Here is an 11,929-nt window from a genome sequence, read left to right as displayed (position 1 = left end):
CACTATATCGGGTTAAAATCGCTCAAATTCATATAACTTTATAGTTACCAAGTAGATCAACAACACAGGTTTTTATATAAGTATTTTAGATAATAATAAATAATTATAAGGTAACAAATACCATTGCAGTTTCTGTGTTGTTTTTGTTGCCTCTATTGCCGCTTCATCTTGCTGCGTAATCTAATTTAGCTAAGCAAAAATACTCGCTAAGCAAAAGTATTCGCTAGCGAGTCCCAATGTAGATGCTTATCGATAGATAGTTGTTTTTAATAGGGGTTTAGAGATAAACATTATGAATAAGCACTTATTTACAAGCGCTCATTCATAAATGCTTAGTTATTACTATTAATCTACAGCTAGCACCATAACTATTACCAACGAGGTTTAATAATGCGCCAAAAAATCAATAAATGAGTGAGTAATAAAATGCTGAATAAAATCAAAGACTGTTCAGGAATACTCAGCCCTAAGAACGACCAGTCAACTAAAGCACACTCACCAGAACCAGCTAGAACCTCATTAAGGACTTGCTGCATGGGTAAAGTATCAAGCCAGTAATCAAGACCAGGACCACAAGAGGGTACTTGATCAGCAGGCAGATGTTGCAGCCAAACATGACGCGCCGCTACCGCAGTTGCCCACACAATACCCGCTAAACTTCCCAGCCATAATAACAGTCTGATCGCTTTAGACTGAGGATTAAATAGGGCGGCAATCAGTGCAAAACCACCCATTACCATCAGACCAATACGCTGAAAAATACACAGCGGACAAGGGGAAAGACTCAAGTGACGCTGTAAAAAAAGTAGCGCAAAGCTCATGCCTACTATCGTCATTAACACTAAAAATACTTGCAAACTGCGATAAGTGGTCAGACGTTGCATTCAGTCGATACTCTTATAAAATAAAGTGGTTTTTGGACCTTTAAGTATTAATAGTCTAGCCAGTATTAACGGTCCAGCAAGTACTAATAATTTATCAAGTACTAATAGTCTAGCGATACTGCTGTAAAAATTCCATAAAGTCTTCGGTCTCAGAGGACTCGAGCTCAGCTTGTTGCAGTACTGATTTTTCGGCTAGTACTTCGTACTTAGCTTGAGTATGCGGGCTAAGCGTTTGCTGCAATAGAGAATCACGATGCTGATTGGCTAGAGTAAAGCCTAGTTGCCACAGGCTGCCTAAGCGTTTGCTATCAGCATTCACTTGTGCGGAGATAGTCGACTCAGAATTACCAGCTTTGCCTTGCATGAGTGCCACAGCAGCACGGTAATCGTTACCACCATAATGAGCATCAAGCAATGCAGCTAGCGGTTGCATATTAGTCAAATGCGTCAACATCCAGCTTTGTAGTAACTGCTCTGAGCCATTATTTAGTACATGTAAACCGTCAAGACGACCTTCATTTACCACCCGTTCAAGGTTGATTGCTAGCTCTTCTTCCTCTGCAGGCATAAGATCAGGAGAGTCATTTAGTAAGCAATACAGCGCCATTACTTCTAAGAAACACGCACTCGAAAGTCGAATACCAACATCGCTATAAGGATCTAAATCGATTGCCCGGAACTCAACATACGCAATACCACGACGTTCTAGTGCTTCAGTAGGCGTCTCGCCACGATCAGTGATTTGTTTGGGGCGAATAGGACTGTAGTATTCATTCTCTATTTGTAGAATATGATCATTGATCTGAATAGGATGACCATCAGCATCATTTAAGCCCAATTTTTTAAAGCTATCATGCGGGGTTTGAATGGCACGGCGTAAGCCTTCGACATACTCAGGTAAATGGTTATAACGAATATCTAGATGTTCCTGCACGCTATTGGTATAGCCAAGCTTGCCCATACGTAAGCTAGTAGCCGTGGGCTTATAGTAAGTGGAGTCATTGAGCAACTCTAAATCATGTTCGCGGCCGGCAATAAAGCACGGGCAAACGCTAGGGCTAGCACCTAATAAGTATAGTAATAAGCTAGTTAGGCGCTTAAAGTTGCGAATTAGGCCTAGATACTTATCATTTTTGAATTCTAAAAATGACTGAGAGGGTTGCTCCTGAGAGTGTTCTTGCCAGTATTTAAACAGCCCATCACCAAAAGATAAATTATAATGCAGGCCGGCAATAGTCTGCATGCGGCGACCATAACGAATACCTAGTCCGCTGCGATACAGAGTTTTTAGTTTGCCAGTATTCGAGCTACCGTAGTCTGCTAATGGGATATCCTCGTCGTTAGAGGACAGCATGCAAGGCATAGATAATGGCCACATCAGCTCACCTTCAGGTAACGCTTGATAGACCAAAACGTGGAGCTGACGTAACATCGCCAAAGTATCTTTCGGCGTATCTTTGGGGTCAGTAATAAGCTCAAGTAAACTTTCGGAGTAATCAGTAGTAATGAAAGGGTGGGTTAATTTTGAGCCAAGTTTGGCTGGGTGAGGGGTCTGTGCCAGATAGCCGTTAGGCCTAACTCGCAACCCTTCTTTCTCGATACCACGTAGCATGCCTACTAAATGCTCGCTATCGAACCAATCAGGGATTTTGAAATCAACAAAGCTACTTGCGAAATTACTCATAGTATTCATCTATTGTTATAGGTTATATCAGCGTAAAGGCTAATAAGAATTTGCTCAAAAAGAGGGGTTATGAAGGTGAAATAATGCAGTCATTTTAGCCCAAAGCACAACTAAACACTATGCAAAATTACAAATCCAGTAAGCTTCAGTTAAGCTATGTTGACTGTATTTACATCATAAATAATGGTTATTGAATCAGCTAATAGCCAAGGTATATAAGCTAGTAGCTAGCAGTTAAAAGCTACGCTAATAACCGTTATAAAAAAAGCATCTACTCGCTAAGCAAATACTTGAAATAGATGCTAAAAGTAGATGCTTAAAGGTTATAGCAACTAGGCTGATCATTTATCACAGTATATAACCGGTTTATCGCAGCTAATTAGTCATTAGTGCTCAATGCCCTATATAGAGAACGAAGAGCCACAGCCACAAGTAGTAGTAGCATTAGGGTTTTGCACTATAAATCGTGCCCCTTCTAGCCCTTCGGTATAGTCTACCGTGGAGCCTTGTAAATACTGATAGCTTAGCGAGTCCACCACTAAAGTCACGTCACCATTATCAAAATTAGCATCGTCTTCATTAACATCATTGGCAAAGTTAAAGCCATATGAGAAGCCCGAACAGCCACCACCGGTAACATAGACCCGTAGCATCAGGTCAGCATCGCCTTCTTCTTCACGCAAACGACGCACTTTTTGGGCAGCACTATTGGTCAAGCTTAATACAGTCGGATCGATCGGCTGATTTGAGCTTGGGTCGTACTGGCTGATTGTTTCGGTCATGATTACCTCAGTAGCTACCGTAAAAGACGCTTAGGAAACTATGGTATGTATTTAGCAATTATCAATAAATAACAGCTATTGCTACCTAGTAGATCCTAACGGCGCAAATAATTCGGTTAGATAGTATTTGATGGAGCAATAAAATTTAGTAAAGCAGATCTAATCAATAATGTGTTGCTATTAGTAAGCTTTTATTAGGCGTGTTGAACACTCGACTATGGCGCTTATACGTTTTTAGTACAGAGTGTTTATCAGGCGCTGATTCTACAGTAGCAGCAAGTTAGAACTCTCTATACGAGTCTTCTAAGGGCACCTTCAATAAAGTTGCTGCAAAAAATAGTTCTGCGTCTATTTTTATCTGTTGATACTTACAATCATACTGATAAATGATATTGGGTATCGCTGTTAACAGCTAGCCAAGGTACCTGCTTTATCTACAATTTTTACTTAGACTAAAGCACAGCTTTGATAAATCAATGGCTATTAGTAGTGCCTTACTGTGATTATTCAACACCGCCTAGTATATCATAATTGGGGCTGTGGTTAATTTGTCAAGTCTATCAGACATAGCTAATAGTGTTTAATAACGGTTACGAATAGCTAGAGCTAATAATGATTGCTAACCGCTAGATCTAATAACGGTTGTTAATAGTCAGTATTAGCAACCAATTATCAGTCATTAGCGTTGAAAACCGTCTATTATGCCTTCATTAATGGCTTAAAATTGAAATAGTTGTTTAATTGTTTGCCTATAGGGCGGGCGTTTGAAATAATAGTCAGTAATTATCTAATTTTATGTCTTTTACTTTTAAGAGCTGCTTAGTAAAGAGGCTCTTAAACCTGCTTTTACCTTTAGTAACTGCTTTTTCTAATACCCTTGAGATAAAAATCCCTATGATCGAATTTAAAGACGTTAGTGTTCGCCGTGATGGCCGTGAATTATTTTCAGGTGCCAGTTTTCAGCTGCACCCCAATCACAAAATTGGTCTAACCGGCAATAACGGTACTGGCAAATCAACTTTGTTTGCCTTATTACTAACGCAGATGGGCACTGGTGATACAGAAGTAACGCTTGATAAGGGTGAGGTTAGTATTCCTGACAGCTGGCATGTCGCACACATGGCGCAGGAAGTAGGCGCTAGTAGCCAAACCGCGATCGATTACGTACTAGGTGGTGATGAGCAGTGGTATACGCTCAACGAAGCTTTGAGCGACTTAAGTAGTGTTAGTGATGACCAAATTGGGGTGTTGCATCAGCAGTTTGATGAGATTGATGGCTATCGCACTCCTACTAAAGCGGCACAAATTATGGCGGGGCTTGGCTTTAATACGGCTCAGCACGATTTGCCAGTAGAAGGCTTCTCTGGGGGCTGGCGTATGCGCTTAAACCTAGCTAAGACTCTGATGAGTCGTGCTGACTTGATGTTACTTGATGAGCCCACTAACCATTTGGACTTAGATGCAATTCTGTGGCTGGAGACGTGGATCAATTCGTTTACCGGTTTGGTCATCGTAATCTCACATGATCAGGCGTTCTTGGATGCCACAGTTGGTCATATCTTGCATGTAGAACAACAGCAGATCACTCTGTATACTGGTAACTATCAGCAGTTTATCCGTACTCGTCATGAGCGTATGGCGCAGCAGCAGCAAGCGTTTGAGAAGCAAGAAGCGACTAAGGCGCATTTGGATGACTTTATTCGTCGTTTCCGTGCCAAAGCCAGTAAAGCTAAACAAGCACAGAGCCGTATTAAGCAGCTAGAGCGTATGGCTGAGCTATCACCTATGATGGCCGATAACCCGTTTTCTTTTCAATTCTACGAGCCCGCTCACATGAGTTCGCCGTTGATTGAGTTAAGCAAAGCAGATATTGGCTATAGCACAACGCCGCTATTGTATAACGCTAATGTGCAAGTGACTCCTGATACTCGTCTAGGCTTGCTGGGGATGAACGGTGCCGGTAAATCAACACTGATTAAAGCTTTGGTTGGTGAGTTAGGCGTGTTGACAGGGACTTATCAAGTTTCTGATACTCTAAAGCTCGGCTACTTCAATCAGCATCAAATGGATGCTTTAGATGCTGAAGCCACGCCTATAGAAATGTTACGTCGTCTAGCTGGCAAGACCTCTGATGCCCAATTGCGCTCGTTCTTAGGCAGCTTCGACTTTCGCGGTGAGCGTATTGACACCCCGAGTAAGCTGTTCTCAGGAGGAGAACGCGCCCGTCTAACTTTGGCATTGATTGTTTGGCAACGTCCTAATGTACTAGTTCTCGATGAGCCAACCAACCATTTAGATTTGCAAATGCGTCAGGCACTAACGGTAGCTTTGCAAGGTTTTGAAGGGGCAGTAGTATTAGTCTCGCATGATCGTGAGCTAATCGCTAATGTCTGCGATGAGTTATATCTAGTGCATGACGGTCAGATCGATGAGTTTGATGGCGATATCAGCGACTACGGTAAGTGGCTGTCTGAAAAGCGTAAACAAGAAAACTCTTCAGATAAAGGAACTAATAAAAAAGGCAAAAACAAAAAAGCTAACAAAAAATTCATTGATAAAGATAGTGTTTCACGTGAAACAGACAATGAAGCGGGCAATGGCAACACTGATAATTCTAAATCGTCTAAAAAAAAATTCGCGAATTCTAAATTAGCTGAAAATACCGCAGCTTCGTCGCTGACTAAAGAGGAGCAGCGCAAATTGGCTGCTGATCAGCGCAAACTTACTGCTCCTATTCGTCGTGATATTGAGGATACTGAAAAGTCGCTAGTTAAGATTGACCAAAAGCTGGTTAGTTTAGAGACTCAACTGGCTAATACTGAGCTGTATGAAGAAAGTCGCAAAGCAGATTTATTAAAATTGCTTGATGAGCAGACAGCATTGCAACAGCAGCATAGCGATCATGAAGAGAGCTTGCTACTGGCGATGACTACTCTTGAAGAGATAGAAGCTGAGTTTGAGTAAGGGTTTTTTGGATAATGAATAAAAAGGGGGAGAGCGTCAGCTCTCCCCCTTTTCTACGTTATTGCTTACGATATTTACCATCACCGTAAGATAGTACCTTCATACTAGTCGTACAAAGCTCGCAGTTTATTTTACCAGCAGCGGCTCTAGATAAATCAAGAATACGTCCCCGAATAAAAGGGCCTCTATCAGTAATTTTTACTATCACGCTCTGCTTTGTCTTGTTATTAGTTACTTGTACCTTCGTACCAAACGGCAGCGTTTTATGCGCAGCAGTTAAAGAGTTCATATTGAAGATGCTACCACTAGCTGTGCGTTTACCGTGGAACTTTTTACCGTAATAACTAGTATTAGCGGCAAAAACAGTAGTCGTTAACAACAGTGATAAAGCAATAACTAAAGACTTGATTAAATAAGACATTTAATACCTTTTTACAATTAACGAAATAGACAGATGTTCTTGCCTACAATATTCACGCTCCCTATGAGCATGAATAATATAACTATTTTACTAGAAAAAGCCTGCTATATCCTTACGACTTTGTAAAATGCATTTAAAGCTGAATATTTTATAAAAATACTTTTGAGATCTGAGGTCTTTGCTAATATTATTTCTCTATCAATAGGGGACTGGCACTTCGCCTAGCCATAGTAATATAGAGAGTCTCACAGAATTTTTTAGTCATGCGGATTGTAAAATTATATAGAGCGCCAATTATTATTTGTATAGCAGTCATAATTAAAATTAATTTTTAGCGTTTAATTTTTATCAACATAAACTAAGGGTTCATTGCGGTATGCTATAGATATAAACATCGCCCATACAAACATGAGAGTCATCACCTAAAAACGCTTAACTCAAAACTATCACATAAACATAAACATAAAAATAAAAGGAAACCCATCATGGCAGAAAAGAATTATTACGAGATTTTAGGGGTAAAAAAAGACGCTACAGATGCTGATATCAAGAAAAGATATCGCAAGCTAGTGCGTGAGTATCACCCTGATGTCAGCAAAGATCCGGATGCTGATAATAAGATTGCAATTATTAATAACGCTTATGAGACTATTAGAGATAAAGATAAGCGGGCTGAATATGATGCCATGCTAAATAATCCATTTGCAGGCCAAGGAGGATTTGGTGGACAGTCAGGGGCTGGACAACCGAGCGGCTTCCGTTGGGAAGATATGAAAAGTCAGTTTGGTGAAGGGCAAGCTTTTGGCGAAGGCAGCTTTCGCTTTGATGATATCTTTTCAGCGTTTGGTCATGGTGCGCGTGGTCAGACAGGGGGGCAACAGCGCGGTGGCTTCGATCAGTTCGGTGCTGGCTTTGGCAGTCAAGATAGCAAAGGCCAAGACCAACATGCGGAGATCAACGTTGACTTGGCTTCAGTGTATAACGGTGACGACTATAGTATTAAACTAAATGTGCCCGTCCGCCAACCTGATGGCAGCGTAAATTACGATAACAAAACGCTAAAGATTAAAATACCTAAAGGTATTACCGAGGGTAAGCAAATCCGTCTAAGCGGACAAGGGGCCGCAGGCAGTGGGAAAGGCAAAAACGGTGATTTATTCTTAAAGGTAAAAATTACTCATGCGGATAATATTCGCTTAGAAGGCGCTAATGTCTATCAAACGGTCAATATTACTCCGTGGGAAGCCGCGCTTGGTGCAAAGATAAACCTCACTACCCCGAGCGGAACTCTAGGTGTCAGTATCCCCAGTAACAGCAAGTCAGGTAGCAATCTGCGCCTAAAAGGTAAAGGTATCCCTGCTAAACAAGCTGGTGATTTATACTTAACCTTGAATATTGTTAATCCAGAAGTCAGTAGTGATGCCGATAAACAGGCTTATGAGCAGTTAAAACAAGCCTTTTCTGAGACTAGCATCAGCCGTTAAAAATCGCTAGCAGTGACTATAACGAGCGTACAATAAGATTAGTGCAAAACGTTAATATCAAAAGTAACGAGGATAATAATATGAAACACTCGCCTGAATTAACCGACATTATTATGAGCTTTGATGAGCTAGTATCTGCTTGTGGTCAAGAGCCACAATGGGTAATCGCTCTAATCGAAGAAAGCATCATTGAATATGACATTCCTGAAAGTCAGCAGTTTAGTGGTTATCAGCTCACTACTGTGCGCCGTGCTTCGCGACTTAGTCGTGACTTTGAAGCCAGCGTACCAGCGATTGGTTTGATACTAGAGCTGTTAGAGGAAGTCGAGCAGCTGCGTCAGTATAAGCGTCAATGGGATAACGATAAGACGATGATTGAAATAGAAGTGAATAGTCTAAAGTAAGCCAGTGGCTAAGTTTGCCATAGGTTTATTATTTTTACCCAAAGTAAAAGGGCCTTATTGGCCCTTTTTTATTTTATAAATAATTGCTTTGAATAGCTATTTAAATCAAGCTACCTATTGAATTATAACAAAACCACCTCACCTGCATGACTACTTAGCTCGAAAGCCATTCACTCTAGCGCTCCATACTATACACAAGCCTATCAAGGCGAGAGCAAGCACTGCCCAAGGGAATGATACAGCGCCAATATGTTGCAATAGTAAGGCACCGGCGATACCACCACCAGCAACTGCTAAATTAAATATAGTCACAAACATAGACTGCGCCACATCTGCATTCTTACCTGCTGCGCCTGCTAGTGCGGTTTGTAGCATTATCGGTGCGCCGCCAAAAGTAATACCCCATAGCGCTATACCTATTAGCACGATCGCTGCCGAGCCGCCAGAGAAGCCTAATATTAGTGCGGCTACTGCAAACCCGCTCAGACCTATCAATGCCATAGCACGTAGCCAATGATCGACGAGCAATCCAGTCAGCCAAATACCGAGCATGGCAGTGATACCGAATAGCAATAGAACGGCATCAACTCTCTGTTCTAGCCCGACTGAAGCCAAGAAAGGCTCGATATAAGTATAGAGTAAATTATGGGCCGATATCCATACGAACACCGTAACTAACACAGGACGGATACCTGGCATCAAAAAAATCTGCTTAATAGGCAAGCGCTGTTTAACGGATTGACCAGCAAAGTCTGGTATCGCTAAGCGTATCCACAATAATAATAACAAGGTGAGCGCTGACATGATCCAGAACACCCCACGCCAGTCAAATAACATACCCAACCAAGTGCCTAATGGAATGCCGAGGGCTAGTGCGATAGGTTGACCTACACCAGTAATGGCTAAGGCACGGCCACGCATATCACCTGCCACCATACGTAATACGTAACCGGGTAATAAACCCCATATCACTCCAGCTGCCATACCTGCAGCGAAGCGGGCCACTATGATAATGATATAGTTGCTAGATAATGTGGTGACAATATTGAATACCAACAAAGCACCAACGGCCAACATAAACAGCCGTCTGCGGTTCCAGCTGCGAGTGGCAGCGATAACGGGAATAGCCGCTAGCACTGAGCCCAAGGCATAGAAAGTTATCAGCTGACCGGCTAGCGCTTTAGAAACGCCCAACGACTCACTTATTTGTGGTAATAGACCTGCTGGCATGGTTTCGGTCATGATAGCTAGGAACCCTGCCAAAGTGAAAGCCAGTAGCTTCCAGATAGGTAAGCCGGAGATTACAGGGTTGGGTAGTGTATGATCGTTGATACTCATATCATCAGCCCCCCTATCGCTATGGCAGTTATCTGAGTAATTTGGGTGGTACGAGTAATATAAGATATAGCTAAGGTGAAGCTGGCAATGTTCATTTTTCTAGTAATGCTCATGTTAACTTCTTTTAATAATAGGTAAAACCCCTTTCCATAAATGGTTAGGGTAGCAAGACATTATGGTCTTTTATAAATAGAGGGTGTTAAGCGTTAAAATTAATATAGACAAAGCTATAAAAGCTCAGGTAAATCACAGCCTATAACCAGAACCTGCAAACCGACTTTATAAATAAGGACTATGAATAAGGTCTATAAATAAAGGCTATTAACAGGCTTAGAAAATCTAGGATATAGAGCTAAAACAGCTGCAGTATAACCGCGTTTTTACCACTCACCCATTCTGCCATGTACTGTTTTGTTAAGTGTGAAACCCTTACTGTATATGATGATTTTTATTTATAACAACAGTATTAAGCGGGACGATAGGAAGAGTTCTACAAAATTCAGATAAAAAAAAAGAGCATCAAATGCTCTTTTATTATTACTATAATTTTCGCAATCTAGTCACCACCCTTTAGAAGGGATCAGCGCGCATATTTTGGGTCAGCAGCGGCAGTAAATAACACGTCCGTTGAGGAGTTCAATGCGGTCTCAGCAGAGTCTTGTACTACGCCGATGATAAAACCTATAGCAACCACTTGGATGGCAATGTCATTCGGGATACTAAACAAGCTAGCAGCAAGTGGAATTAGAAGTAGCGAACCACCGGGCACACCGGATGCCCCACAAGCACTAATAGTTGCCACTAAGCTTAATAGTAAAGCGGAGGCAAAGCTAACTTCAATACCTAAAGTATGAGCCGCCGCCAGAGTGAGCACATTAATAGTAATGGCGGCACCGGCCATATTAATAGTGGCACCAAGAGGTATAGTCACCGAATAAGTTTCTTCATGCAGGCCTAACTTCTGGGCAAGATTCATGTTTACCGGAATATTAGCCGCGGAGCTGCGAGTAAAGAAGGCCGTAATTCCAGACTCACTTAAGCAAGTAAAAACTAAAGGGTAAGGGTTTTTACCCGTTTTTACGAATACAATAATGGGGTTAACCACTAAGGCTATAAATAGCATACAACCAATCATCACTAGTAAAATTCGCCCATAACCGGCTAAGGCAGCAAAGCCAGTTTCTGCAACAGTATTAGCGACTAAGCCTAAGATGCCAAAGGGGGCTAGAGCAATGACCCATTTTACAACTTGTGAAATAGCTTCGGAGAAATCAACCACAGCAGTACGGGTAGTTTCGCTGGCCTGACGTAGAGCAAAGCCTATAATGATGGCCCAAGCTAAGATACCGATATAGTTGGCATTGGCGATGGCATTAACAGGGTTGGCTACGAGGCTAAGTAATAAGTTGCTTAAGACTTCTTTCAAATTCGCTGGTGGTATTTGCTGAACGGCGTCACCACTGATAAACACCAATTCTGTAGGGAATAAGAAGCTCGCACCTACGGCGATTAGAGCTGCCAAAAAAGTGCCGAACAGATACATAATTAGCACTGGTTTGACGTAGACTTCGCTATCACTACGATGCTGACAGATAGCCGCCATCACTAAGATAAACACCAATATCGGTGCCACTGCTTTTAGGGCACCAACGAACAGTGTACCTAATAGTCCTAAGGCAATACCAGCACTAGGTGCCAACCAACCAATTAAAACACCTACTATTAAGCCAACAATAATTAGGGGTACTAGCCCTATTCGCTGGTACATCGAAATCAATGAACGCATTTTTACCCCTATAACTCAGTCAATAATAAACATTAGTAATAAGTGGGGGATATTAGCATTTTTTATGATATTAGCCTAATGTTAGACTTTATGACTATAACAACAGGACAATAGAACACTAGAACAATGAATTTTTTGACTGGTAAAGCATTATGGACTGCGCTGCATAAGCCAGATTTAAG

Annotated in this window: 9 protein-coding genes; 3 read left to right on the top strand and 6 right to left on the bottom strand. The window is 41.6% G+C overall.

Features of this window, described 5'->3' with window-relative positions; genetic code table 11:
* Positions 1–371 precede the first annotated feature (371 nt).
* The 3 genes from KPY62_RS08275 to erpA all read right to left on the bottom strand — a co-directional run bounded on the left by KPY62_RS08275 (position 372) and on the right by erpA (position 3,350).
* A complete protein-coding gene (locus tag KPY62_RS08275; RefSeq protein ID WP_216581579.1) occupies positions 372–884 on the bottom strand; it encodes a disulfide bond formation protein B in 513 nt (170 codons plus the stop codon).
* Positions 885–993: 109 nt separating this feature from the next.
* A complete protein-coding gene (gshA, locus tag KPY62_RS08270; protein WP_228730625.1) occupies positions 994–2,568 on the bottom strand; it encodes a glutamate--cysteine ligase in 1,575 nt (524 codons plus the stop codon).
* A gap of 401 nt (positions 2,569–2,969) precedes the next feature.
* Complete coding sequence (gene erpA, locus KPY62_RS08265) at positions 2,970–3,350, bottom strand: iron-sulfur cluster insertion protein ErpA (protein WP_216581577.1); 381 nt, start codon at positions 3,348–3,350, stop codon at positions 2,970–2,972.
* 894 nt (positions 3,351–4,244) lie between these two features.
* Between erpA and KPY62_RS08260 the strand changes: the two genes are divergently transcribed.
* Positions 4,245–6,314: an ABC-F family ATP-binding cassette domain-containing protein gene (locus KPY62_RS08260; RefSeq protein ID WP_216581576.1), complete on the top strand. Its 2,070-nt coding sequence runs from the start codon at positions 4,245–4,247 to the stop codon at positions 6,312–6,314.
* 58 nt (positions 6,315–6,372) lie between these two features.
* Here the strand turns inward: KPY62_RS08260 and KPY62_RS08255 are convergent, their stop codons facing one another.
* Positions 6,373–6,735, bottom strand: coding sequence for a septal ring lytic transglycosylase RlpA family protein (locus KPY62_RS08255; protein WP_216581575.1), 363 nt, complete (start codon positions 6,733–6,735; stop codon positions 6,373–6,375).
* 485 nt (positions 6,736–7,220) lie between these two features.
* Here KPY62_RS08255 and KPY62_RS08250 point away from each other — a divergent pair, with 485 nt between their 5' ends.
* Together KPY62_RS08250 and KPY62_RS08245 are read left to right on the top strand one after the other, a co-directional pair.
* Entirely contained in the window at positions 7,221–8,219 is a 999-nt protein-coding gene (locus KPY62_RS08250; RefSeq protein ID WP_216581574.1) for a DnaJ C-terminal domain-containing protein, read from the top strand.
* An 80-nt stretch (positions 8,220–8,299) separates the two neighbouring features.
* Positions 8,300–8,623, top strand: a complete 324-nt coding sequence (locus KPY62_RS08245) for a chaperone modulator CbpM (protein ID WP_216581573.1) — start codon at positions 8,300–8,302, stop codon at positions 8,621–8,623.
* 150 nt (positions 8,624–8,773) lie between these two features.
* On the opposite strand, the gene KPY62_RS08240 is transcribed toward KPY62_RS08245, so the two are convergent.
* Both KPY62_RS08240 and sstT read right to left on the bottom strand, forming a co-directional pair.
* Complete coding sequence (locus tag KPY62_RS08240; RefSeq protein ID WP_216581572.1) at positions 8,774–9,961, bottom strand: MFS transporter; 1,188 nt, start codon at positions 9,959–9,961, stop codon at positions 8,774–8,776.
* A 580-nt stretch (positions 9,962–10,541) separates the two neighbouring features.
* Positions 10,542–11,747, bottom strand: a complete 1,206-nt coding sequence (gene sstT / locus KPY62_RS08235; RefSeq protein ID WP_216581571.1) for a serine/threonine transporter SstT — start codon at positions 11,745–11,747, stop codon at positions 10,542–10,544.
* Positions 11,748–11,929 lie beyond the last annotated feature (182 nt).

The organism is Psychrobacter sp. TAE2020 (assembly GCF_018919485.1).
In the GTDB taxonomy this organism is placed as follows: Bacteria; Pseudomonadota; Gammaproteobacteria; order Pseudomonadales; family Moraxellaceae; genus Psychrobacter.
This window is presented reverse-complemented; position numbering and strand designations above follow the sequence as displayed.

Bases quoted from the DNA above. Each gene is read 5' to 3' on its own strand.
- KPY62_RS08275 (WP_216581579.1), bottom strand. From the start codon at position 884: ATGCAACGTCTGACCACTTATCGCAGTTTGCAAGTATTTTTAGTGTTA.
- gshA (WP_228730625.1), bottom strand. From the start codon at position 2,568: ATGAGTAATTTCGCAAGTAGCTTTGTTGATTTCAAAATCCCTGATTGG.
- erpA (WP_216581577.1), bottom strand. From the start codon at position 3,350: ATGACCGAAACAATCAGCCAGTACGACCCAAGCTCAAATCAGCCGATC.
- KPY62_RS08260 (WP_216581576.1), top strand. From the start codon at position 4,245: ATGATCGAATTTAAAGACGTTAGTGTTCGCCGTGATGGCCGTGAATTA.
- KPY62_RS08255 (WP_216581575.1), bottom strand. From the start codon at position 6,735: ATGTCTTATTTAATCAAGTCTTTAGTTATTGCTTTATCACTGTTGTTA.
- KPY62_RS08250 (WP_216581574.1), top strand. From the start codon at position 7,221: ATGGCAGAAAAGAATTATTACGAGATTTTAGGGGTAAAAAAAGACGCT.
- KPY62_RS08245 (WP_216581573.1), top strand. From the start codon at position 8,300: ATGAAACACTCGCCTGAATTAACCGACATTATTATGAGCTTTGATGAG.
- KPY62_RS08240 (WP_216581572.1), bottom strand. From the start codon at position 9,961: ATGAGTATCAACGATCATACACTACCCAACCCTGTAATCTCCGGCTTA.
- sstT (WP_216581571.1), bottom strand. From the start codon at position 11,747: ATGCGTTCATTGATTTCGATGTACCAGCGAATAGGGCTAGTACCCCTA.